We start from the raw sequence: 22,746 nt of genomic DNA on the forward strand, positions 1-22,746 counted from the left end.
GACGTCGATGGGCCTGATCAAGGAGATCGACTACGGCACGCCGATCCGCGTGGCGGAGCAGACCGTCACCCTGACGATCGACGGCATGGACGTGACGGTGCCGGCCGGCACCTCGGTGATGGCGGCTGCGATGCATGCCGGCACCCAGATCCCGAAGCTCTGCGCCACCGACAGCCTGGAGCCGTTCGGCTCCTGCCGGCTCTGTCTGGTGGAGATCGAGGGGCGGCGCGGCACGCCGGCCTCCTGCACCACGCCGGCCGAGAACGGTATGGTCGTGCGCACGCAGACCGACAAGCTCGCCAAGCTCCGCAAGGGCGTGATGGAGCTCTACATCTCCGATCACCCGCTGACCTGCCTGACCTGCGCGGCCAACGGCGATTGCGAATTGCAGGACATGGCCGGCGTGGTCGGCTTGCGCGATGTGCGCTACGGCTACGAGGGCGACAACCACGTCGTGCCGACGGCCGAGAAGTATTTGCCGAAGGACGAGTCGAACCCGTACTTCACCTACGATCCATCGAAGTGCATCGTCTGCAATCGCTGCGTGCGCGCCTGCGAGGAGGTGCAAGGCACCTTCGCGCTGACGATCGCCGGCCGCGGCTTCGACAGCCGCGTGGCGGCCGGCCCGACCAACTTCATGGAATCGGAGTGCGTCTCCTGCGGCGCTTGCGTGCAGGCCTGCCCGACCGCGACGCTCCAGGAGAAGTCGATCCACGAATTCGGTCAGCCCGAGCATGCCGAGGTGACGACCTGCGCCTATTGCGGCGTCGGCTGCTCGTTCAAGGCCGAGATGCAGGGCACCCGCGTCGTGCGGATGGTGCCGTACAAGGGCGGCAAGGCCAACGAGGGCCATAGCTGCGTCAAGGGCCGCTTCGCCTACGGCTATGCCACCCACAAGGACCGCATCACCAAGCCGATGATCCGCGCCAAGATCACGGATCCGTGGCGCGAAGTGTCCTGGGAGGAGGCGATCAACCACGCGGCCTCCGAGTTCAAGCGGATCCAGGCGACCTACGGCAAGGACTCGGTCGGCGGCATCACCTCGTCGCGCTGCACCAACGAGGAGGCCTACCTCGTCCAGAAGCTCGTGCGCGCCGCCTTCGGCAACAACAACGTCGACACCTGCGCCCGCGTCTGCCACTCGCCCACCGGCTACGGCCTGATGTCCACGCTCGGCACCTCGGCCGGCACCCAGGACTTCAAGTCGGTCGAGAATTCCGACGTGATCCTGGTGATCGGCGCCAACCCGACCGACGGCCACCCGGTCTTCGGCTCGCGGATGAAGAAGCGCCTGCGCCAGGGCGCCAAGCTGATCGTCGCCGATCCCCGCAAGATCGACCTCGTGAAGTCGCCCCACATCAAGGCGGACTATCACCTGCCGCTGAAGCCCGGCTCCAACGTCGCCTTCATCAACTCGCTGGCGCACGTCATCGTCACCGAGGGGCTGATCGACGAGGCCTATGTCCGCGAGCGCTGCGATCTCGCTGAGTTCGAGACCTGGGCCCGGTTCATCGCCGAGGAGCGCCACTCCCCGGAGGCGCAGCAGCAATTCACCGGCCTCGACCCGGTCGAGGTCCGCGCTGCGGCCCGGCTCTACGCCACGGGCGGCGCGGCCGGCATCTATTACGGGCTGGGCGTCACCGAGCACAGCCAGGGCTCGACCATGGTGATGGGCATGGCCAACATCGCCATGGCCACCGGCAATATCGGCAAGCTCGGGGCCGGCGTGAACCCGCTGCGCGGCCAGAACAACGTCCAGGGCTCCTGCGACATGGGCTCGTTCCCGCACGAGCTCACCGGCTACCGCCATGTCTCGGACGACGCCACCCGTGAGAGCTTCGAGGCCCTCTGGGGCGCCAAGCTCGACAACGCGCCGGGCCTGCGCATCACCAACATGCTGGACGAGGCCGTCGATGGCTCGTTCAAGGGCATGTACATCCAGGGTGAGGATATCGCGCAGTCGGATCCCGACACGCACCACGTCACGTCCGGCCTGAAGGCGATGGAGTGCATCGTCATCCAGGACCTGTTCCTGAACGAGACCGCCAAATACGCCCACGTCTTCCTGCCGGGGGCCTCGTTCCTGGAAAAGGACGGCACCTTCACCAACGCCGAGCGCCGCATCTCCCGCGTGCGCAAGGTCATGCCCCCGATGGGCGGCTACGGCGACTGGGAGGGCACGGTGCTGCTCTCCAACGCGCTGGGCTACCCGATGCACTACAACCACCCGTCCGAGATCATGGACGAGATCGCCGGCCTGACCCCGAGCTTTACCGGCGTGTCCTACGCCAAGCTCGACGAGCTGGGCTCGGTGCAGTGGCCCTGCAACGAGAAGGCGCCGCTCGGCACGCCGATGATGCACGTGGACCGCTTCGTCCGCGGCAAGGGTCGGTTCATGATCACCGAGTTCGTGGCCACCGAGGAGCGGACGGGGGCGAAGTTCCCGTTGATCCTGACCACGGGCCGGATCCTGTCCCAGTACAATGTCGGGGCGCAGACGCGGCGCACCGAGAACTCGCGCTGGCACGAGGAGGACGTTCTGGAGATCCACCCGTTCGACGCCGAGCTGCGCGGCATCGTCGACGGCGATCTGGTCTCCCTGGAGAGCCGGTCCGGCGACATCGCCCTGAAGGCCAAGGTCTCGGAGCGGATGCAGCCGGGCGTGGTCTACACGACGTTCCACCACGCCAAGACCGGCGCCAACGTCATCACCACCGACTACTCGGACTGGGCGACCAACTGCCCGGAATACAAGGTGACCGCGGTGCAGGTCCGGCGGACCAACCGGCCGTCCGACTGGCAGGCGAAGTTCTACGAGGAGGATTTCTCGCTGACGCGCATCGCCCAGACCCTCGACGCGGCGGAGTGAGCCGATGAGCGCGCAGAGCCAGGAGGACAAGCTCCTCCGGATGGCGAACCAGATCGCCACCTTCTTCCGGTCCTACCCGGAGGAGGAGGCGGTGGCCGGAGTGCACAAGCACATCACGGCCTTCTGGACGCCCAAGATGGTCTCGAAGCTCGAGGCCGCACTGCCGGAGATGGGCGACCGGGCCGACAGCCTGGTGCAGCGGGCCCTGCGCGGCGCCGAGCCCCAGGCCGAGAGCCCGGTGCGCCCGGCGACCCGCGATCCGCAGAAGCTCGGCGAAGGCGCCAGCGACGCCGGCTGATCCACAATTCGCGTGCTCCGACCGGGGATTAAATCCCGGGCTGGAGCGTTCCGCGTGCTGGCAACCGGTACCCGGAACCGCTAGGCTTTCCGCGATGCATGACTCAGTCAATGAAGTCGTGCTCGGAGGAAGCTTCGATGCATTCAGAACTGGCGGGCGCGGTCGTGCCCGGAAGCGATCACGGCTGGCTGTCCCGTGAACGCATCGTCGCCAAACCGGGCTTCAACCGCTGGCTCGTTCCGCCCGCGGCCCTGGCGATCCATCTCTGCATCGGCATGGCCTACGGCCTGTCGGTGTTCTGGCTGCCGCTGACCCGCGCCCTCTCGGTCGGCCAGCCCGCGCCGGCCGCCTGCCCCGACATGGGCGTGGTGACCGCCCTGTTCACGACGACTTGCGACTGGCGCGTCAGCGACCTCGTCATGGTCTTCTCGATCGGGATCGTGATGCTTGGTCTCTCGGCCGCCCTGTTCGGCGGCTGGCTGGAACGGGCGGGCCCGCGCAAGGCCGGTATCGCAGCGGCCCTGTGCTGGGGCGGCGGCTTCCTGGTCGGCGCACTCGGCGTCCACCTCCACCAGCTCTGGCTGGTCTGGCTCGGCATGGGCCTGATCGGCGGCATCGGGCTGGGGCTCGGCTACATCTCCCCGGTCTCGACGCTGATCAAGTGGTTTCCCGACCGGCGCGGCATGGCCACCGGCATGGCGATCATGGGCTTCGGCGGCGGCGCGATGATCGGCTCGCCCCTGGCCGACGGCCTGATCAAGACCTTCCGCAGCGCCGAGTCCGTCGGGGTCTGGCAGACCCTCGCGGTGATGGGCCTCGGCTACATCGTGTTCATGCTGGGCGGGGCCTTCGGCTACCGGGTCCCGCCGCCGGGCTGGCGCCCGGACGGGTGGACCCCGCCGGCGTCCAAGAACGCCATGATCGCCTCGGGCCACGTCCATCTGCGGGACGCGCACAAGACCGTCCAGTTCTGGATGATCTGGCTGGTTCTCTGCCTCAACGTCTCGGCCGGGATCGGCGTCCTGGCGCTCGCCTCGCCGATGCTCCAGGAGATCTTCGGCGGCGCCCTGATCGGGCTGCCCGGCACCGGCTTCACCGCCCTCGACGCCGGCCAGAAGGCGCAGGTCGCCGCGATCGCGGCCGGCTTCGTCGGCCTGCTGTCGCTGTTCAACATCCTGGGCCGGTTCTTCTGGGCCTCGATGTCGGACCGGATCGGCCGCAAGCTCACCTATGCGATCTTCTTCGCGCTGGGCGGCGTGCTCTACGCCGCCGCGCCCTGGGCCGCCGGGATCGGTTCGCAGGCGCTGTTCGTCGCCTTCTTCTGCGTGATCCTGTCCATGTATGGCGGCGGCTTCGCGACCATCCCGGCCTACCTCGCCGACGTGTTCGGCACGCAGTTCGTGGGCGCGATCCACGGCCGCCTGCTCACCGCCTGGTCGACCGCCGGCATCGTCGGGCCGTTCGTGGTCACAAAGATCCGCGAGGCCCAGGCCGCCGCCGGCGTGCAGGGCGCCGATCTTTACGGCCGGACCATGTACGTGCTCGCCGCCTTCCTGGCCGCCGGGTTCGTCTGCAACCTGCTGATCCGGCCGCTGGCCGGGCGCTGGTTCATGTCGGATTCCGAGCGCGCCGCCCTGGACGTCCGGGCCGGCACGGCGTCGGTGCGCGCCTCGGGCTCGTTCGGCATCGGCCGAGGCGGGTTCAGCCCCGCGGCCGGGCTCGCCTGGGCGGTGGTCGGCATCCCGATCCTGTGGGGGATCGGCATCACCCTGTCGAAGGCGTTCATCCTGTTCCGCTGAGCGGCCGGTTGTGGCTGGACGGGTGGGTGATTACGTTCTGGCATGCCAAAGCGTGCCGGCATGAGTCGTTCGGAATGCCCCCGTGATCGACAAGCTGGATTTTCTGCTCGCGCTCGCCCGCGAGCAGCATTTCGGCCACGCGGCCGAGACCTGCGGGGTGACGCAGCAGACCCTCTCGGCCGGCGTAAAGCAGCTGGAGAACCGCTTCGGCGTGCAGCTCGTGCTGCGCGGCTCGCGCTTCCAGGGCTTCACCCCGGAGGGTGAGCGGGTCCTGGCCTGGGCGCGCCGGATCGTGGCCGACGCGCGGGCGATGCACGAGGAGGTCACCGGCCTGCGCCGCGGCCTGGCCGGGCACCTGCGCATCGCCGCGATTCCCACGGCCCTACCGATGATTGTGGACCTCACGACGCCCTATCGCGAGCGCCACCCGGACGTGCGGCTCACGGTCGAATCCGCCGCTTCCACCGACATCTTCTCGCTGATCGAAAACCTGGAGGCCGATGCCGGCCTGACCTATCTCGACAACGAGCCTTTGGGCCGAGTCGTGTCCGTGCCGCTCTACCGGGAGCGCTACCGCCTGGTCACGGCCGATGGCGGCCCGTTCGACGGCCGCGCCAGCGTCACCTGGGCCGAGACCGGCCGCCTGCCGCTCTGCTTGCTGACCCCGAACATGCAGAACCGGCGGATCATCGACCAGCAGATCCGCGAATCCGGTGCGGAGCCGGCCGCGACCCTGGAATCGAATTCGATGATCGTGCTGATGACCCATGTGCGCACCCTGCGCTGGGCCTCGATCATGCCGGAGATCTTGGTCGACGCCCTCGGGCCGATGGCGGGGGTGCGGGCGATCCCGATCACCGCGCCGGACCTGGAGCACACGATCGGCCTCGTCGCCCCGCGCCGCGAGCCCTCGACCCCGATGGTGACCGCGCTCGTCGCCATCGCCCGGACCCTGGCACGGACGCTGGACCCGGACCTCGCCGGGGCGATGCCCGGCCCATGAGGGCCGCTCAGGCCGGTACCGAGAGGCCCCGCAGCAGGAGGCGGGCAGCGCGATAGGGCAGGAGCGGCAGCTTCAGGACGCAGCGAGCCGCCAGGATCGCCAGGACGGTCAGCGCCATCAGCAGCATTCTCGACATCGCGCGCTCTGCCGCCCGAATCGGCCGAAGCCGGACACTGGGAGCCCCGGTAAGGTGCGACGCTGGTCTGAAGCCGCCCTCCGACCCGTCCGCGCATAGAAAAAGCCGCCCCGTTCCCGGAGCGGCTTGTCGGATCGGCTGCGGCCTGAGGGCGGCCGCGAGCCTTTACTTGATCAAGACTTACTTGATCTTGGTTTCCTTGAACTCGACGTGCTTGCGCGCCACCGGGTCGTACTTGCGCATCGTCAGCTTCTCGGTCTGCGTGCGGGAGTTCTTCTTGGTGACGTAGAAGTAGCCGGTGTCGGCGGTGGAGATGAGCTTGATCTTGACGGTGACGGCCTTGGCCATGGCGCGGCGCTCCTGCAGGGTGCGGCATTCCGCGTGAGCGAAACGCAAATGGCCGGGAAAGCCCGGCCGAATACGGGCGGGTCAATGCCCGATCGGGCGGTTCAGGTCAAGACCGGGCGCCCCTGCGCTCCATCGTGACGAGGCTCACGGAGAAGGCGAGGAACAACGCGAGCAGCGCCCAGGCGAAGCCGTGCGGCGGCACCAGGTCGAGGCCGCCGCCGATCAGGGGCGGTCCCAGCATCAGGCCGACATTGTACAGCACCACGAAGGCCGCGTTGGCGCCTGCGAGATCCGTGGCCGGCACACGGTCGCCCAGGGAGGTCAGGCCGACCGTGTAGAGCGTGCCAGCGATACCGCCCCAGGCGAACAGGATGAGGCCGAGCGCCACCGGCGATCCCGACGCCAGCGGGATCAGGGCGGAGCCCGCCGCACCGCCGAGGCTCGCCCCGAGCAGCACGGCGCGCCGGTCGAACCGGTCGGCGAGCCAGCCGAACGGGATCTGGAACAGCACGTTGCCGAGCGCGATCAGGCTGACGAGGCCGGCCGCGCCCTGCGCGTCGTAGCCGAGGCGCAACCCGTAGAGCGGCAGGATCGCGAAGATCCCGGTCTCCACCGCGCCGTAGGCGAGCGCGGCGAGCAGCGCCCCGGGGGCGAAGCGCAGATAGGCGAGGATGCTGCGGCCGGATCCGTGCGCGATCGTCGGCGAAAGCCCCCGGGCGAGGACGATCGGCAAGCCGCCGGCCAGCATCAGGCCGGCGCCGGTCAGGTAGGGCGCCAGGCCCTCGGTCCCGACCAGCGCCAGAAGGGCCGGGCCGACCGCGAAGCCCGCAGCCAGCACGGTGGCGTAGATGCCCATCACCAGGCCGCGACGCTCCGGCGGGGCGGCGGCGTTGATCCAGTACTCGGACAGGACGAACAGCGCCCCCAGCGTCGCCGAGAACACGAAGCGCAGGGGAAACCACAGGGCGATGCCCGGCAGGATCGGGAAGGCCGCCAGGCTCACCGCCCCCACGACCAGCGCCAGGCAGAGCAGCCGCGCGACGCCGATCCGCGCGGCAAGCCGGGGCACGAACGGCACCGTGCAGATGCTGGCGATGCCGGCGACCGCGGTGTTGAGCCCGATCAGCGTGCTCGACGCGCCGCGCCGCTCCAGCTCGATCGACAGGAGCGGAATCGAAAGGCTCAGCCCGATCCCGACCACGGTGACGCAGGCGATGGCGGCGGTGATCGCCGCCACGGTGTCCGGCCCGATCCCGCTTCCCGCGACGATCCGGTCCGGCCTCTCGGAAACATTCACAACGCAACTCGTTCGCGGCGCCCGTAGCGCTCGTAGTGGAAGGGGATCATCCGGTAGGGCGCGAAATCGACGGCGATCTGCGCCTCGAGATCATCGAGGATGGCCCGGGTGATGAACGGCAGGTCGAGCTTGCGCGCCGCGTCGAGGCGGACCCAGGCGAGCTCGGTGAACTCGGAATCCGGGCTCACCCGGCCCGGCTCCTCGGCCGCGACCATCCGGCGGTCCACGGCGAAGAACCGCGTGTCGAACCGGCGCACGCGCTTGGGCGGGGTGATCGCCCGGGCCACGAGGTGCAGCGCCTCGAGGTCCGGCAGGATCTCGTGGCGGGCGAAGGCTTCCCAGCCCGCCGGGGCGGTCTCGGGAGCGCCGTGCTCGCGCGTGCCCAGAAGCAGGCCGGTCTCCTCGTAGGTCTCCCGGATGGCGGCGAGGGCCAGCGCCCGGCCGAGATGATGCGGCGGCCGGGAGACCTGGCGGGTCAGCGCGGCCTCGGCATAGTCGGGCAGGGCGCCGGCCACCGGCATGTGGCGATCGCCGAGCTCGATCCGGCCGCCCGGGAACACGAACTGCCCCGGCATGAAGGCGAGCCGCGGGTTGCGGCGGCCCATCAGGACCTTCGGGCCGCCCTTGCCGCGCCGGTCGAGCACGATCAGGGTCGCGGCGTCCCGCGGGCGCAGGCGCGCCGGGGAGGGTGTCCGTTCAGGGCTGGTCGGGATCTCGGATTCCTGCTGCGGCTCCGGCTGCGGCAAGGCGTGTCTCCTTCAGCCCCGAGACGGGGCCGCCCCGCGGTAACGTGGCGAAGCCGTGCATGCCAAGGGCGTATTGCAGCCCGACGACGGCGCCCTTGACCGGCTGGAGCAGCACGAGGGCGAACAGGAGCGTGAAGACCGGCCAGACGCCCATCTCGACCCAGAGGGGGACGTCGTAGGCGCTCTCGGTCTCCAGGATCAGGTAGCCGACCACGTGGGCGACGATGAAGATCACCACGTAGGGCGGCAGGTCGTCGGCCCGGTGATGGTGCAGCTCCAGGCCGCAGACGTCGCATTCCGGACGCACCTTGAGGAAGCGCCCGAAGATCCGGCCCTGGCCGCAATACGGGCAGCGGCCGATGAAGCCGCGCGCCATCGCGGGGATCAGGCGGGTGCGCACGGGAATCGCGTCGGTGGCCATGTCCAGGGTCTACACCGCCCGGGTCACCGGCGCGAGCCGCGATGGCGCGTACCGGAGTTGCGGATGCCGGGCGGACGACCCGAGGGCGCGGCCTTGAACGGGCGGCCACCGGACTTCCGGCCGCCGCTCTCCTTGCCGGACCCGGCGCGGGTCTTGCCCTCGCTGAGCAGCTCGAAGCGCAGCGCGCCGGCCACCGGTGCGGCCTCCACCAGACGGACCTCGACCCGGTCGCCGAGCCGGAAGGTCTCGCCGCTGCGCTCGCCCACCAGGGCGTGGCGGGCCTCCTCGTGGCGGAAATAGTCGGCGCCGAGCTGCGAGATCGGCACGAACCCGTCCGCCCCGGTCTCGTCGAGCTTGATGAACAGGCCCGACCGGGTGACGCCCGCGATCTGGCCCGCGAAGGTCGCGCCGATCCGGTCGACCAGGTGATGTGCGATCAGCCGGTCGATGGTCTCGCGCTCGGCCGCCATGGCGCGGCGTTCTGCCGCCGAGATCTGCTCGCCGATCTGGGTGAGCTCGCCCAGGGACACCGCCGCCGGCAGGCCGTCGGAGCCGAGACGGCAGGCGGTGATCAGCGCCCGGTGGACGATCAGGTCGGCGTAGCGCCGGATCGGCGAGGTGAAATGCGCGTAGCGGCGCAGGTTCAGCCCGAAATGGCCGAGATTCTCCGCGGCATAGACCGCTTGCGCCTGGGAGCGCAGCACCACCTCGTTGATGAAGGTCGCGTGCTCGCTGCCCGCCACCGATCCGAGGATGCGGTTGAACAAAGCGGGGCGCAGCGCGCCCTCCTTGGGCAGCTTGATGCCGACCGAGGCCAGGACCTCGCCCAGAGCCTGCATCTTCTCCTGCGCCGGCTCGTCGTGGACCCGGTAGATCAGCGCCTGCTTGGCCGCCTCCAGGGTTTCGGCGGCGGCTACGTTGGCCTGGATCATGAACTCCTCGATCAGCCGGTGCGCGTCGAGGCGCTCCGGCACGATCACCCGGTCGACCGCGCCCTCGGGCGACAGCAGAACCTTGCGCTCGGGCAGGTCGAGGGCGAGCGGGCCGCGGCGGTCGCGCGCCTCGCGCAGGGCGGCATAGGCCGTCCAGAGCGGGCGGAGCGCCGGCTCGAGCAGCGGCCCTGTGGCGGCGTCCGGCTGGCCATCGATGGCGGCCTGCGCCTGCGCGTAGGCGAGCTTGGCGCGGGAGCGCATCATCACCCGGTGGAACGTGTGGCGACGTTTCTCGCCGTCGGCGGTGATCACCATCCTGACCGCGATGGCCGGGCGGTCCTCGCCTTCGCGCAGGGAGCAGAGGTCGTTCGAGATCCGCTCCGGCAGCATCGGCACGACGCGGTCGGGGAAGTAGACCGAGTTGCCCCGCTCCAAAGCCTCGCGGTCGAGGCTCGAGCCGGGGCGGACATAGGCCGCGACATCCGCGATCGCGACGGTGAGGATGAAGCCGCCCGGATTGGCCAGGTCGGGATCGTGCTCCGCCATCACGGCATCGTCGTGGTCCTTGGCGTCCGGCGGGTCGACGGTGAGCAGCGGGCGGTCTCGCCAATCCTCGCGGCCGGCCAGCGAGGCCGGCTCCGCCTGGTCGGCCTCGGCCAGGGTCGCGTCGGAGAAAACGTGTGGGATGTTGTGCAGGTGCAGCGCGATCAGGCTCACGGCCTTCTCAGAGCCGAGCGAGCCGAGCCGCTCCCGGACCCGGCCCCGCGGCAGGCCGAAGCGGGTCTCGCGCTCCAGCGACACGCTGACGAGGTCGCCGTCCCGGGCTTGCCCCTCCTCGCCGGGCGGAATCAGGATCTCGCGGCCCTGCGAGCGCTTCTCCACGGGCACAATCCGGCCGCCCTGCGCGCCGGCGCGGTAGACACCGATGATCTCGGCCTTGTTCTTCCCGATGACCTTGATGACCCGGCCGGTATAGCCGCCCTCGGCGTCGCGCTCGACCCGGACGAGGGCGCGGTCGCCGATCCCGGCGGCCGGCCGGTTGCCCTTGCGCGGGCCGCGCGGCTGAGTCAGCACGATGGATGGCGGCTTGCCTGTGCCGGTCCATTCCACCGGGATCGCGAGGAAATCGCCGTGGCGGTCGCGGCTGCGGATATCGGTCAGCACCACCGGGGGCAGGCGGCCCGCGGTCGCGAGCCCGCCGCGACCGCGATCGACGGCGCCGTCCTCCTCGATCTCCTTGAGGATCCGCTTCAGGTCGATCTTGGCCGCTCCCTTGATGCCGAACGCCTTTGCGATCTCCCGCTTGCCGACGGGTTCGGTCGCCTCCGCCACGAAGGCGAGGATCTGCTCGCGGGTGGGGAAGGGCGGGGGAGCGGCGGGCTCGGCCGTCTCTGCGCTGATGCGTCGTGCCAAAAGGTGGTGCCGGACAGTTCTCGAAAACGATGTGCGCCCGAAATCGGGCGCCGGACCGCTGATTCGGTCTTGTCATCCCAAGATGGGGTTCCGGTGGGTCCGCGGCAACGGCGGCACGTGCGTCCTCAACAGGCGCGATCAGCCCGTGGAGGCGGACTTGCGGACGCGATCGACCGCGAGATCCAGGTCAAAGCCGGGATCCAGGATCTCGTCGAAGGTGAACGGGCAGGCGCGCGGCAGCGTCAGATTCACCTGGCCCTCCTCGGGTGCCAACTCCGGCGTCTCCGCCAGCTGGATCGCCAGCGTCCAGGCGCCGTCCATGCGCAGGCTCCCGGCTGTCGGCGGGTCGGCCGCCAGCGCAGCGAGCTTGTCCCGCCCGGCCTCGCGGCAGGCGAGGCTTTTGTCATCGTCGGAGATGAGGGCCGCCTTGATCAGTTCGGCCAGGGCATCCCGGACCCGTTCGACGCTCGCGTTCATGGGCATCCACTCCGCATTCGCGTCCGCCGGGGCAAGCGCAGTGCCAGCGCTCTTCGGGGCGGCGCGACATAATCGCGGACCTTCCCTCGCGGGCCGCCCAGTGTAGAACGCTTCCATGATCCCGGTCCTGACCCGCCAAACCGAGGCCGTGCCGCTCTACGAGGCGGCGATCGCTGAGCTGCGCCTGCGCGGCTTCGAGGGCGACCTGACCATATCGGCCGCCGACCGGACGGTCTTTTCCACCGACAACTCGATCTATCAGGTCGAGCCCGGGGCCGTGGCCTTCCCGCGCTCGCGCGACGACCTCGTGCGGATCGCCAAGCTGCTGGACGACCCGCGCTTCACCGAGATCGTGATCCGCCCGCGCGGCGGGGCGACCGGCACAAACGGCCAGTCGCTCGGCCACGGCCTCGTGGTCGACACCTCGCGGCACATGAACCGCATCCTGGAAATCGACGTCGCGCGCCGCATCGTCCGGGTCGAGCCCGGGGTGGTGAAGGACCAGCTCAACCGGGCGCTCGCCGTCCACGGCCTGTTCTTCGCCCCCGAGCTCTCGACCTCGAACCGCGCCACCATCGGCGGCATGATCTCCACCGACGCCTGCGGGCAGGGCTCTTGCCTCTACGGCAAGACCCGCGACCATGTGCTGGCGCTGACCTGCGTGCTCGCCGACGGTACGGTTTGCACCGCCGAGCCGCTGGACGAGGCTGGGCTCGCGGCCGCCAAGGCGCGCAACGACCGGGTCGGCGCGATCCACCGCACCGTCGACACCGTCGTCACCGAGAACGCGGCGCTGATCGCCGAGCGCTTCCCCAAGCTCAACCGCTGCCTCACCGGCTACGACTTGGCCCATTTGCGCGACGCGTCCGGGCGCTTCGACCTCAAGAGCGTGATCTGCGGCTCGGAGGGCACCCTGGCGCTGATCGCCGAGGCGCGGCTCAACGTGCTGCCGATCCCGAAGGCCTCGGTGCTGGTGGCGCTCTCCTACGTGGATTTCGACGCCGCGCTCCGCGACGCCCAGGCCCTGCTGCCCTTCGGCGCGGCCTCCGTCGAGACCATCGATTCCACCGTCCTGGGGCTCGCCCGCCAGGACCCGATCTGGGCCGAGGTGCAGGCCTTCTTCCCGGACGATCCCGGCGGTCGGCCGGTCCACGGCATCAACCTCGTGGAGTTCGTCGGCGACGACGCCCAGGCTGTAGACGCCGCCCTGGCGCGGCTCACCGCCATGCTGGACGGCGAGCGCGGCACCGAGACCAAGCGTCTGGGCTTCACCATTGCCCGCGGCGACGCGATCGAGAAACTCTGGACAATGCGCAAGAAGGCGGTGGGCCTGCTCGGCGCCGCCAAGGGCGACGCGCGCCCGATCCCGTTCGTCGAGGATACCGCGGTGCCGCCGGAGCGGCTCGCCGACTTCATCGCCGAGTTCCGGGCGCTGCTCGATGCCAAGGGGCTGCGCTACGGCATGTTCGGCCATGTCGATGCCGGCGTGCTGCATGTCCGCCCGGCGATCGACCTGAAGGACCCGAACCAGAACGCCCTGATCCGCGAGGTGACCGAGGGCGTGGTCGCGCTCACCGCCAAGTATGGCGGCCTGCTCTGGGGCGAGCACGGCAAGGGGTTCCGCTCCGAATTCGTGCCCGCGACCTTCGGGCCGCTGATGCCGGCGCTGGAGGCGGTCAAGCGCGCCTTCGATCCGGGCGACCGGATGAACCCGGGCAAGATCGCCTCGGCCCGGGGCGGTGCGCTCACCCGGATCGACGGCGTGCCCCGCCGGGGCGAGCAGGACCGCACAATCCCGCCGCCGGTGCGGCAGGATTTCGACGAAGCCCTGCACTGCAACGGCAACGGCGCCTGCTTCACCTTCGACGCGGATGAGGCGATGTGCCCGTCCTGGAAGGCGACCCGGGAGCGGCGGCACTCGCCCAAGGGCCGGGCCTCGCTGATGCGCGAGTGGCTGCGCCTGGTCGCCCAGGCGGGGCTCGACCCGGCCGCCGAGCTGAAGCGCCAGCGCGCCGGCTGGCTGCCCGACTTTTTTGCGACTTTGCGGCGTGGTTTCCGGCATCGCTCCGAAGCGGATGACTTCTCCCACGCCGTGAAGGAGGCGATGGACGGCTGCCTCGCCTGCAAGTCCTGCACGGGCTCCTGCCCGATCAAGGTCGACGTGCCGACCTTCCGGGCCAAGTTCCTGGCCCTCTACCACGCGCGCTACGCCCGGCCTCTGAAGGACCATCTGGTGGCGGCGCTCGAGCCGTTGCTGCCGCTCGCGGCCCGGATGCCGCGCCTGAGCAACGCGGCCCTGGCCAATTCGCTCGCCCGGAAGCTGCTGGCCAAGGTTGGCCTGGTCGGGATCCCGACCCTCTCCTCCGTCGATCTCACGGCGCGGCTCGCCGATCTCGGCGTCGCCACCGCGACCCCGGAGGCGCTGGCCCGGCTCGCCCCGGCCGAGCGGGAGCGCGCGGTACTCCTGGTGCAGGACGCCTTCACCAGCCATTTCGAGGCGGCCCTGGTGGTGGATGCCTGCGCGCTCCTGATCGCGCTCGGCTTCAAGCCCTGGCTCGTGCCCTATCGGCCGAACGGCAAGCCGCTGCACGTCCACGGCTTCCTGGCTCGGTTCGCCGCGGTGGCGCGCTCCAACGCCGCGATGCTGCGGGCGCTCGCCCGCTCGGGCGTGCCGCTCGTCGGCCTCGACCCCTCGATGACGCTGACCTACCGGGCGGAATACGCCCAGGCGCTGGGCGGCGACGACTTGCCTAAAGTCCAGATGCTGCAGGAATGGCTCGCCACGCAGCTCGACCGGATCGCGCCCCGGCCGGTTGGCGCGACCCTGCGACTGCTGCCCCATTGCACCGAGCGCACCAACGCCCCCGGCGCGGTGCGCGACTGGCAGGCCGTGTTCACCCATCTCGGGCTGCGGCTCGATGTGCCGGCCGCGGGCTGCTGCGGCATGGCCGGGACCTACGGCCACGAGACGCGCAACCGCGCCACCTCCGAAGCGATCTACGGCTTGAGCTGGGCCCGCCACGTGGCCGATGCCCCCGCCGGCGCCCTGCTGGCGGACGGCTATTCCTGTCGGTCGCAGGTCAAGCTCGTCGACGGCGTGCGGCTGCGCCACCCGGTCCAGGCCCTGCTCGACCACGTCCGGACGAGCGCAGCCGGCGCCGCGCCGTTCCATCCCGAGCGCGCCGCGGCTTCGGCCCGATGAAGGTCGCCATCCTCGGGGCCGGGGCGGTTGGCTGCTATTACGGCTTCCTGCTGGCCCGGGCCGGCCACGCGGTCACGCTGATCGGTCGCCCCGCGCTGGTCGAGGCGGTCCGGTCCGGCGGCCTGGTGCTGGAGAGTGCGGCCGGGCGTGCCTCGGTTCCAGTCCTGGCAACGACGGAGGGCGAAGGCGTCGCCGGGGCCGATCTCGTGCTGGTCTGCGTCAAGTCGGGCGACACGGAAGCCGCCGGGGCGACGATCACTCCACATCTCAGCCCCGCGGCCACGATCCTCAGCCTGCAGAACGGCGTCGACAATGCCGAGCGCCTGGGCGCCGTGCTGGGGCGGCCCGTGCTGCCGGTGGCGGTCTACGTCGCCACCGAGGTGGTTCGGCCGGGCCACGTCCGCCACAACGGAAGGGGTGACCTGGTGCTCGGCGCCTCGGCAGCGAGCCAGGGAATCGCCGCCGCGTTCGACGCGGCCGGGATCCCGACCACCGTCTCGGACCGCGCCCTGGACGCGCTCTGGGGCAAGCTGATCCTGAACTGCGCGTACAACGCCCTCTCAGCCCTGACCCAGCTGCCCTACGGCCGCCTGGTGCAGGGCGAGGGCGTCGTCGCGGCCATGACCGACGTGGTGCAGGAATGCGTCGCGGTGGCGAAAGCCTCAGGCGTGTCGGTGCCCGACGACATCCGCGACACGGTGCTCGCCCTCAGCACCAGCATGGCCGACCAGCGCTCCTCCACGGCCCAGGACCTCGCCCGGGGCCGGCCCAGCGAGATCGACCACCTCAACGGCTATGTGGTGCGGAGAGGCGCGGCGCTGGGCATTCCGACGCCGGCGAACCGGATGCTGCACACGCTGGTCAAGCTCGCGGAGCGGCGGGAGGTAGGCTGACGGATCAAGAGCCGCGGCGGGCGATGTTTTTGACCATCGGGACAATCGCTTCCAACTGTCCCAACTGGCCAGACGCGTCGGTCAGGCGGTGGGTCCATCCGGTCGCGACATAGAATCTTTCGGCGTCCAAGGCCGCATTCACGAACAGCGTGTCGATACCAAGCCGGCGCGCGTAATCCTCGACCATCACGCTCAGTATGTGGCCGTGACCTCGCCCAAGAACCGCTCCCATAATCGCAACAAGCCTGACGATGCCCGTGCCGTCGCGCAGGCCATCCAGACGTGTCGTACCGACGCCTTGCCCGTTTTTCGGGTCAGCAGTAGGGGATGATTATCGGACAGCCGCTCTTCGGGACGAGACTCGTCATAGCCGGAGCGCCCTCGCTCGTGCCCCAGAACTCGGCGTCGGATGGCATGATAGACCTGCCAGTCGGCTTCGCTGGCAACGCGGACGAGTGCGTGTTCCATCGCTCGAGCATAGCGAGCGCGTGAACGCTCACCCCCCCGACTTGCGACGCGGCGAAGGCTATAAAACGAGCCCGTTCAACGATCGGCCTACGCGCTCGCGGCGGCATTCGCCTTGCGCGTCGCCGCAGCCTTCCTGGCCGAGGCCGAGCGCTGTTCCGGTGTCCGGCTGGCGGCGGCCTTGCCGCCCGTGGCGCCGCCCTTGTGAGCCGCCGGGTGTCCCGTATCCTTGCCGCGGCCCGAGCCACCCGGCTTCTTGCCGCCGCCATCATCCTTGTTGACGGTGGCCCAGGCGCGGGATTCCGCCTCCTTCTCCGGCACGCCGCGCGCCTCGTAGGAGTCGGCGATGTGCTCGGCCTTGCGCTTCTGCTTGTCGGTGTATTTCGCCTTGTCTCCCTGCGCCATCGCGCCTCTCCTCACGCTCAGCCTACGCCGGTCGGACCGTCGAGGATCGCCCGCACGCGGCGGACCAGTTCCGTGCGCCGGTAAGGCTTGTTGAGAAGGTCAAACTCCGAACCGCCGATATCGGTTCGCTCCAAACTCGCCTCCGCGTAGCCCGTGGCGAGCAGGACCTTGAGCTTGGGCTGGCGGCGACGCGCTTCCCGGGCGAGCAACACGCCGTTCATGCCGCCGGGCATGATCAGGTCGGTGAACAGCAGGTCGATGCGCTCGCTGGAATCGAGGATCTCCAGCGCCTCGCGGGCATTGCCGGCCATCAGGGTCGTGTAGCCGAAATCCCGCAGGATGGTGCGCGCGAGCTCGGCCACGTCCTCGCGGTCGTCGACGATCAGGATCGTCTCCGTGCCCTGCCGGTCCACCGCCCGGTGCGAGACCTTGGACGGGGCATGCGCGTCGCCGTCGGTCGCCGGGAAGGACAGGCGCACCGTCGTGCCGGCGCCGACCGCGGACTCGATCTGGGCGGCGCCCCCCGATTGCTTGGCGAAGCCGTAGACCATCGACAGGCCGAGTCCGGTGCCCTTGCCCTCCTCCTTGGTGGTGAAGAACGGGTCCATCACCCGGGCGAGCACGGCGGGCGGGATGCCGGTGCCGGTATCCTGGATGGCGATGCTGACGTAGCGGCCGGGGCGGAGCGGCCCGATCTCGCCGCTCGACACGACCTCGGTGTTCTTCGTGGTGATCCGGACGGTGCCGCCCTCCGGCATCGCGTCGCGGGCGTTGATCAGCACGTTGAGGATCGCGACCTCGGCCTGGGTCGGGTCGACGCGGCAGTTCCAGAGGTCCTCGGCGAGATCCAGTTCGATCGTCACCACCTCGCCCACCGAGCGGGCGACCATCTCGCGCATCCCCTCGATCAGCGTGTTGAGGTTGACCGCGCGCCCGTCCAGCCGCTGCTTGCGGGCGAAGGCCAGGAGCTGCTGCGTCAGTGTCGTCGCGCGCTCGGCCGCCTGCCGGATATTGTCGGTGGCACGCCCGAGCCGGGCGCGGTCGGCATCCGGCTTCTCCAGACCGGAGGCGAGGATGTCGACATAGCCCACGATCACCTGCAGGAGGTTGTTGAAATCGTGCGCGATGCCGCCGGTGAGCTGGCCCAGCGCCTCCATCTTCTGCGCCTGGCCCAGCGCCTCCTCGGCGTCGCGGCGGCGCGAGACGTCGAGCTGCGAGCCGAAGAAATACACCAGCTCGCCCGCCGAATTGTACACCGGCGAGACGAACAGGGCGTTCCAGAAGCTCGAGCCGTTCTTGCGGTAGTTCAGGATCTCGGTCGCGAATTCGCGCTTCTCGGCGATTGCCGTGCGGATCTGGTCGACGGTCTCGCGGTCGGTTTCGGGCCCCTGCAGGAACCGGCAATTGCGGCCGACGAGTTCCTCCGGCGTGTAGCCGGTCATTGCCAGGAACGCGCGGTTGGCGAAGATGATCGGGTTGTCCGGTTGGCGCGGATCGGTGACGATCATCGGCATCCGGGTGGTTTCCACCGCGGCGAAGAAGATGTCGCTGGTGCGGTCGGAGACGTCGCTGGCCGCGCCGTCCTGGACCACGGCGCTCGGTCCGATCGGGGGTTTTTCGGGGGAGTCGGACATGCCGCGCGGTCTTGATTCTTTCGGACTTGAACGGAGCGGATGTCGGTAGCGATCGACATCCGGCAGCGACTCTAGGGGGCCCATCGACGTTGTCGACGGCGCCAATGTCGCGCTTACCGCGCGAAGCGCAGCCGTGGGCCGGCTAGGCCGCCGCCGTCCGGGCCGCGCCGGGCAAGGCCTTCACGGGCGCCGCAGCGACCCGCGTCGGCGCCGGCTCGCGGCAGGCGGTGAGGACTGCCGAGAGCGCCTCGTTCAGCGAGGTCACCAGAAAATCCGCCGATGTCGCCCGGCGGAGGCGGTCCAGAGTGGCCGGGTCGCGCTCGCGCCAGAAGCCCACCAGGATGCGCACGCCCGGCACTGCTGCACGGGCCTGTCGCACGGTGAAGCGGATCTGCGACAGGCTGACCGGCTCCAGATAGGAGAAGCAGATCAGCGCGAGGCCCTCCGGCTTCTCCGGCCGCTCGCCGGCGCGGATCGCGGCCATCGACAGGGTCTGCGAGGCGAGCCCGTGCCGGGCCAGGATCTGGCTCAGCATCAGCGTCGCCGCCTCGTCGAACGGGCCGCGGCTCGACACGCACAGGACCGGCGTCTCGCTGCGCCAGGCCGGTGCCAGATCCTCGCGGGCGAGCACGATGCCGGCCACCTGCCGGTCGGGACCGATAGCCGCCAGAGCCGCGGCGGTTTCGGTGTCGGGCGAGCGCGCCGATCCGCGCCAGGTCCGCCGCGCCACCGGCGCGGTCCCGAGCCGCGCCACCACGGTGCGGATCGCGGCGCCGACCTCGTCCTGGCGGGCGCGGTCCAGGGTGCCGCGTGAGAGGTCCTCCTGCGCGAGCAGCAGGCCGGCAAGCGCCACCTCATCGTAATAGGTGACGAGGGCGCGCTCCTTGAGGAACTGCCAGCCCTGGTCGATCGCCTCGGCCGGGTCGCCCGCCAGCATCCGCTGGTAGAAGATCTCCGGCGGCGCCAGGGCCGGCCGGTCACCGAGCAGCACGTCGAGATACCAGAGCCGCTCGACATGCCGGCCGAGGACGACGAGGCAGACGGTGAGCGGCGTGGCCAGCACCAGGCCGATCGGCCCCCACAGGAAGGTCCAGATCGTGGCCGCCAGGATCACGGCGATCGGCGACAGCCCGGTCGAGTGGCCGTAGAGCAGCGGCTCGATCACGTGGCCGGCGATCGGCTCCACCACCAGGAACAGGGCCGCGGTGGCGATCACCATGGTCCAGCCGGGATCGACCGCGGCGGCGAGGATCAGCGGCAGCAGGGCGCTGATCGCGGCGCCGATATAGGGGACGAAGCGCAGGATCGCGGCCAGCACGCCGAACAGCGTCGGGCTCGGCACGCCGATCAGCCAGAGGCCGACCCCGATCACGACGCCGAAGGCGATGTTGAGGGCGAGCTGGGCCAGGAAGAACCGGCTGAGCCGGCTGGTGGCGTCGTCGATCGCCGCCGTGACCCGGCGCAGGTCCCCTGAGCCGCCCGCCAGTCGGATCGCCCGGTTCCGCAGGTCCTCGCGCTGGAGCAGGATGAAGATCGTGAAGATCAGGATCAGCCCGGTGGTGGCCAGCGGGTGCAGGATCGGGCCCGCGAAGGTCTGAAACGTCTCGACGACGCTCGCCCGGGCGGGGCTGATCTCGACGGTGAGCGGGTGCGTGCGGGTTCCCGGCTCGCCCTTGACCTCGATGGCCGGAGGCGGCTGCAGCGTGGCGCTCAGATCCTGGACCATGTCGACCATCCGCGACAGCGTCCCGGTTCCCGCAGTGGCGCCGCGCAGGTCCTTGATCTTGGTGCGCATCACCTGGGTGTAGCGCGGCAGGTCGGAGGCGAGCTGCGACGCCTCGGTGGCGATGAGGCTGCCGATCCCGAACAGGGCGCCGAACACGATCACGACGACCAGCAGGACCGCGGCCGCCCGCGGCACGCGGATCCGCCGGAGCACCCGCACCGCCGGCACCAGGACGAAGCTCAGCAGGATCGCCAGCGTCACCGGCACCAGGATCTCGCGCCCGAGATACAGGGCCGCCATGATCGACACGACGAGGAGCGTCGAAGCCAGCGCGACGATGACCGGCAGGCCCTGCTTCAGGCGCTGGGCGGTGACGGGATCCTCGCTCACGGATACGCTCCACTCTAGATCGAACTCAGGGACGTGGCCGCCCGCGGAAGCGGTGCGGTCTGGATCGGGGAGCCTGCCGTGTCGGCCGAGCTCAGCCGGCTTGCGCAGTCTCGCCCAGGGCGGCGCTGATCTGGCTGAGCAGCTTGGAGAAATCGACCGGCTTCGGATGGTAGTCGTCGCAGCCCGCCTGGATCGCCTTGTCCCGGTCCCCGGACATGGCGTGGGCGGTGAGCGCGATGATCGGGATCGCCCGCGTGTCGGATCCGGATTTCAGCGCCCGCGCCGCCGACCATCCGTCGAGGATCGGCAGGTTCATGTCGAGCAGGATCACGTCGGGCTGGCCCGACCGGGCCTGCTGAACGCCGGCCTCGCCGTCATGGGCCAGGATCACCTCGTAGCCGCGGCGCTTGAGGCGTCGGGACAGGAAGTCCCAGATCTCTTCATGGTCCTCGACCAACAGTATCTTCGCCATCAGAACTCGAATCCCCGGGTCGCGCTGAGCCGGCCGGCACTCCAACGCGCGGCAACGCACAAATGCCCAACGTCCCTGCCGCGATTCCGGTCCCTGCGGAAGAGAGGTCCCCGTACAGAACGGTCTCGGCCACGCCGGGATGGTCTGCCGGGCCGGATCGGCGCGCTGTACGATTGACCCGCCTCGCCCGCGGGACGAAGCGTGTCGCGCCGCAAGTCAGAGAAGTCTGGAGGATGATCGATGACGCATACGCCGGAGATCGCGTTCTATCACGCGCCCAATACGCGCTCGACGGGTGTCCGTGTGCTGTTGGAGGAACTGGGCGTGCCGCATCGCCTGCATGTGCTCAACATGCGGGCGGGCGAGCATCTGGGAGACGCCTATCGCGCGATCAACCCGATGGCGAAGGTGCCGGCGATCCGCCACGGCGAGGCGCTGGTGACCGAGCAGGCGGCGGTCTACTTGTATCTGGCCGACCTGTTTCCCGAAGCCGGTCTCGCGCCCGCCCTCACCGATCCCGCCCGGGGGACGTATCTGCGCTGGATGGTGTTCTACGGCTCCTGCTTCGAGCCTGCCGTCATCGATCGCCATCTCAAGCGCGAGCCCGGGCCGCGGGCCATGTCGGCCTATGCCGATTGCGACAGCGTCATCGCGCGCATCACCGAGGCGCTGAAGCCGGGCCCGTACCTGCTGGGCGAGCGCTTCAGCGCCGCCGACATCCTCTGGGGCAGCGCGCTCGGCTGGACGATGGGCTTCGGCCTGGTGGCGCCCGATCCGGTTCTGTCGGCCTATGTCGGGCGTGTCCGCGGCCGTCCGGCCTTCCAGACCGTCGCGGCCGCGGATGCGAAGCTCGCCCAGGAACACGAGGCTGCGGCTGCCGGCGCGGCCTGACGTGGGATCAGGCCCGCTCGGCCTCGGCCCAGATTCCGGTGCGCGCGAGTTGCGGCGCCGGCTCGGGCGCGCTCCAGCGCAGGGGAACGGAAGCCCGGCGCCACCAGCCCCCCGTCACCGTGAAGGACCAGGAGCGCTGCGCGCCGAGGAGCCCCGTCGCGCCCGTCCAGTCGATCTCGGTGCGGCCCTGCAGGACCAGCAGGTCGCCCCTGGCGAAGTCGAGGAACAGAAGCGCCGCCCGCGGCTCGCCAATCAGGTTGCCCAGGGTGTTGAAATAGCGGTTGCCGGAGAAATCCGGCACCGTCAGCACGTCGCCGCGGCGCCGGACGAAGCCCGGCCGCCCGCCCCGATGCGAGATGTCGGCGCCGCCCTCCCGAAGGCCGTCCCGCGACCGGGTCGCCACGAACAGCGTGTCGGCGGCATCGATCAGCGCTCCGGCCTCCGTATCCAGGGCCGACAGGATCTCGGTCGAGCCTGGCTCACGCCGCACCGGCTCGACCGCGCGCCGCTGGATGTATTGCGGGCAATTGCCGAAGCTCTGGTCGACCGCCACGGTCAGGCCGCCCCGGTCGCGGTTCACGATGCGGCCGTTGGCGCGGTTGCGCCGCCGGGTCGCCAGATCGATGCCGAGGATCCCGGCCTCGGCACCCGGCACGAGGTACTCGGCCGCCAGGTCGGCGGGGTCGAGCGCTGCCGTGATCGCGAGGTGCGTCGCGTCCGGGCTGTGCACGAAACCGGGCGGCCCGGTCAGGAGGGTCGCGACCGGCGCGCCGGCGGCGTCCGCGGTCCCGATCAGGAGATAGGTGAGCCCCGCAAAGAACAGGCGGTGCTGATCGGGCATGAACGGCCGGATCGCCGGGGTCCCGCCCAGGATGTGCCCGGCATGGGCCTGGGCGATGAGTTCGTCTGCGTGGAAGTCGGCCATGGCG

At 70.2% G+C, this 22,746-nt stretch carries 20 protein-coding genes; 7 read left to right on the plus strand and 13 right to left on the minus strand.

Annotated features, from left to right (window positions below):
- The first annotated feature begins 7 nt into the window (after positions 1-7).
- From fdhF to AKJ13_RS14080, 4 genes are all read left to right on the plus strand, one after another.
- Complete coding sequence (gene fdhF / locus AKJ13_RS14065; protein ID WP_050733904.1) at positions 8-2,869, plus strand: formate dehydrogenase subunit alpha; 2,862 nt, start codon at positions 8-10, stop codon at positions 2,867-2,869.
- Between the two features lie 4 nt (positions 2,870-2,873).
- Positions 2,874-3,167: a formate dehydrogenase subunit delta gene (locus AKJ13_RS14070; RefSeq protein WP_050733905.1), complete on the plus strand. Its 294-nt coding sequence runs from the start codon at positions 2,874-2,876 to the stop codon at positions 3,165-3,167.
- A gap of 137 nt (positions 3,168-3,304) precedes the next feature.
- Positions 3,305-4,966: an OFA family MFS transporter gene (locus tag AKJ13_RS14075; protein ID WP_050733906.1), complete on the plus strand. Its 1,662-nt coding sequence runs from the start codon at positions 3,305-3,307 to the stop codon at positions 4,964-4,966.
- 82 nt (positions 4,967-5,048) lie between these two features.
- Entirely contained in the window at positions 5,049-5,969 is a 921-nt protein-coding gene (locus AKJ13_RS14080) for a LysR family transcriptional regulator (RefSeq protein ID WP_050733907.1), read from the plus strand.
- A gap of 7 nt (positions 5,970-5,976) precedes the next feature.
- Here the strand turns inward: AKJ13_RS14080 and AKJ13_RS33080 are convergent, their stop codons facing one another.
- The 7 genes from AKJ13_RS33080 to AKJ13_RS14110 form a co-directional block, all read right to left on the minus strand.
- Positions 5,977-6,105, minus strand: a complete 129-nt coding sequence (locus AKJ13_RS33080; protein ID WP_280137110.1) for a hypothetical protein — start codon at positions 6,103-6,105, stop codon at positions 5,977-5,979.
- 180 nt (positions 6,106-6,285) lie between these two features.
- Positions 6,286-6,453 carry a 50S ribosomal protein L33 gene (rpmG, locus tag AKJ13_RS14085; RefSeq protein WP_007565747.1) on the minus strand — a complete coding sequence of 56 codons (168 nt, stop codon included), beginning with the start codon at positions 6,451-6,453 and terminating at the stop codon, positions 6,286-6,288.
- Between the two features lie 106 nt (positions 6,454-6,559).
- Entirely contained in the window at positions 6,560-7,750 is a 1,191-nt protein-coding gene (locus AKJ13_RS14090) for an MFS transporter (protein WP_050733908.1), read from the minus strand.
- Entirely contained in the window at positions 7,747-8,496 is a 750-nt protein-coding gene (locus tag AKJ13_RS14095) for an NUDIX domain-containing protein (protein WP_050733909.1), read from the minus strand. The genes AKJ13_RS14090 and AKJ13_RS14095 overlap by 4 nt, the downstream gene beginning before the upstream one ends.
- Positions 8,447-8,917: a DUF983 domain-containing protein gene (locus AKJ13_RS14100; RefSeq protein ID WP_050733910.1), complete on the minus strand. Its 471-nt coding sequence runs from the start codon at positions 8,915-8,917 to the stop codon at positions 8,447-8,449. The genes AKJ13_RS14095 and AKJ13_RS14100 overlap by 50 nt, the downstream gene beginning before the upstream one ends.
- Positions 8,918-8,940: 23 nt before the next feature.
- On the minus strand, positions 8,941-11,262 hold the full coding sequence (gene rnr / locus AKJ13_RS14105) for a ribonuclease R (RefSeq protein WP_050733911.1): 2,322 nt from the start codon (positions 11,260-11,262) through the stop codon (positions 8,941-8,943).
- A 138-nt stretch (positions 11,263-11,400) separates the two neighbouring features.
- Positions 11,401-11,739 (minus strand): hypothetical protein, encoded by a 339-nt coding sequence (locus tag AKJ13_RS14110; protein WP_050733912.1) that lies wholly within the window; start codon positions 11,737-11,739, stop codon positions 11,401-11,403.
- Between the two features lie 115 nt (positions 11,740-11,854).
- Between AKJ13_RS14110 and AKJ13_RS14115 the strand changes: the two genes are divergently transcribed.
- Both AKJ13_RS14115 and AKJ13_RS14120 read left to right on the plus strand, forming a co-directional pair.
- Complete coding sequence (locus AKJ13_RS14115; RefSeq protein ID WP_050733913.1) at positions 11,855-14,941, plus strand: FAD-binding and (Fe-S)-binding domain-containing protein; 3,087 nt, start codon at positions 11,855-11,857, stop codon at positions 14,939-14,941.
- Positions 14,938-15,834 (plus strand): ketopantoate reductase family protein, encoded by an 897-nt coding sequence (locus AKJ13_RS14120; RefSeq protein WP_050733914.1) that lies wholly within the window; start codon positions 14,938-14,940, stop codon positions 15,832-15,834. Before AKJ13_RS14115 ends, AKJ13_RS14120 begins: the two co-directional genes overlap by 4 nt.
- Positions 15,835-15,838: 4 nt before the next feature.
- Here AKJ13_RS14120 and AKJ13_RS14125 read toward each other — a convergent pair whose 3' ends face one another.
- From AKJ13_RS14125 to AKJ13_RS14145, 5 genes are all read right to left on the minus strand, one after another.
- Positions 15,839-16,021, minus strand: a complete 183-nt coding sequence (locus AKJ13_RS14125) for a hypothetical protein (protein WP_050733915.1) — start codon at positions 16,019-16,021, stop codon at positions 15,839-15,841.
- Positions 16,022-16,389: 368 nt separating this feature from the next.
- Entirely contained in the window at positions 16,390-16,704 is a 315-nt protein-coding gene (locus AKJ13_RS14130; RefSeq protein WP_050733916.1) for a hypothetical protein, read from the minus strand.
- A 17-nt stretch (positions 16,705-16,721) separates the two neighbouring features.
- Complete coding sequence (locus tag AKJ13_RS14135; protein ID WP_050733917.1) at positions 16,722-18,338, minus strand: hybrid sensor histidine kinase/response regulator; 1,617 nt, start codon at positions 18,336-18,338, stop codon at positions 16,722-16,724.
- Between the two features lie 142 nt (positions 18,339-18,480).
- Positions 18,481-20,454, minus strand: a complete 1,974-nt coding sequence (locus AKJ13_RS14140) for an AI-2E family transporter (protein WP_050733918.1) — start codon at positions 20,452-20,454, stop codon at positions 18,481-18,483.
- 91 nt (positions 20,455-20,545) lie between these two features.
- Positions 20,546-20,926, minus strand: a complete 381-nt coding sequence (locus AKJ13_RS14145) for a response regulator (RefSeq protein WP_007565721.1) — start codon at positions 20,924-20,926, stop codon at positions 20,546-20,548.
- Between the two features lie 240 nt (positions 20,927-21,166).
- On the opposite strand from AKJ13_RS14145, the gene AKJ13_RS14150 reads away from it, so the two are divergent.
- Positions 21,167-21,817: a glutathione S-transferase family protein gene (locus AKJ13_RS14150; protein WP_050733919.1), complete on the plus strand. Its 651-nt coding sequence runs from the start codon at positions 21,167-21,169 to the stop codon at positions 21,815-21,817.
- 7 nt (positions 21,818-21,824) lie between these two features.
- Here the strand turns inward: AKJ13_RS14150 and AKJ13_RS14155 are convergent, their stop codons facing one another.
- A complete protein-coding gene (locus AKJ13_RS14155) occupies positions 21,825-22,742 on the minus strand; it encodes a pyridoxamine 5'-phosphate oxidase family protein (RefSeq protein ID WP_050733920.1) in 918 nt (305 codons plus the stop codon).
- Positions 22,743-22,746 lie beyond the last annotated feature (4 nt).

It is taken from the genome of Methylobacterium sp. ARG-1 (genome assembly GCF_001262595.1).
GTDB classification, from domain to species: domain Bacteria; phylum Pseudomonadota; class Alphaproteobacteria; order Rhizobiales; family Beijerinckiaceae; genus Methylobacterium; species Methylobacterium brachiatum.

Excerpts from the sequence above, each read along its gene's own strand:
- fdhF (WP_050733904.1), top strand. The coding sequence starts at position 8 with ATGGGCCTGATCAAGGAGATCGACTACGGCACGCCGATCCGCGTGGCG.
- AKJ13_RS14070 (WP_050733905.1), top strand. The coding sequence starts at position 2,874 with ATGAGCGCGCAGAGCCAGGAGGACAAGCTCCTCCGGATGGCGAACCAG.
- AKJ13_RS14075 (WP_050733906.1), top strand. The coding sequence starts at position 3,305 with ATGCATTCAGAACTGGCGGGCGCGGTCGTGCCCGGAAGCGATCACGGC.
- AKJ13_RS33080 (WP_280137110.1), bottom strand. The coding sequence starts at position 6,105 with ATGTCGAGAATGCTGCTGATGGCGCTGACCGTCCTGGCGATCCTGGCG.
- rpmG (WP_007565747.1), bottom strand. The coding sequence starts at position 6,453 with ATGGCCAAGGCCGTCACCGTCAAGATCAAGCTCATCTCCACCGCCGAC.
- AKJ13_RS14100 (WP_050733910.1), bottom strand. The coding sequence starts at position 8,917 with ATGGCCACCGACGCGATTCCCGTGCGCACCCGCCTGATCCCCGCGATG.
- AKJ13_RS14110 (WP_050733912.1), bottom strand. The coding sequence starts at position 11,739 with ATGAACGCGAGCGTCGAACGGGTCCGGGATGCCCTGGCCGAACTGATC.
- AKJ13_RS14115 (WP_050733913.1), top strand. The coding sequence starts at position 11,855 with ATGATCCCGGTCCTGACCCGCCAAACCGAGGCCGTGCCGCTCTACGAG.
- AKJ13_RS14120 (WP_050733914.1), top strand. The coding sequence starts at position 14,938 with ATGAAGGTCGCCATCCTCGGGGCCGGGGCGGTTGGCTGCTATTACGGC.
- AKJ13_RS14125 (WP_050733915.1), bottom strand. The coding sequence starts at position 16,021 with ATGGTCGAGGATTACGCGCGCCGGCTTGGTATCGACACGCTGTTCGTG.
- AKJ13_RS14130 (WP_050733916.1), bottom strand. The coding sequence starts at position 16,704 with ATGGCGCAGGGAGACAAGGCGAAATACACCGACAAGCAGAAGCGCAAG.
- AKJ13_RS14135 (WP_050733917.1), bottom strand. The coding sequence starts at position 18,338 with ATGTCCGACTCCCCCGAAAAACCCCCGATCGGACCGAGCGCCGTGGTC.
- AKJ13_RS14145 (WP_007565721.1), bottom strand. The coding sequence starts at position 20,926 with ATGGCGAAGATACTGTTGGTCGAGGACCATGAAGAGATCTGGGACTTC.
- AKJ13_RS14150 (WP_050733919.1), top strand. The coding sequence starts at position 21,167 with ATGACGCATACGCCGGAGATCGCGTTCTATCACGCGCCCAATACGCGC.
- AKJ13_RS14155 (WP_050733920.1), bottom strand. The coding sequence starts at position 22,742 with ATGGCCGACTTCCACGCAGACGAACTCATCGCCCAGGCCCATGCCGGG.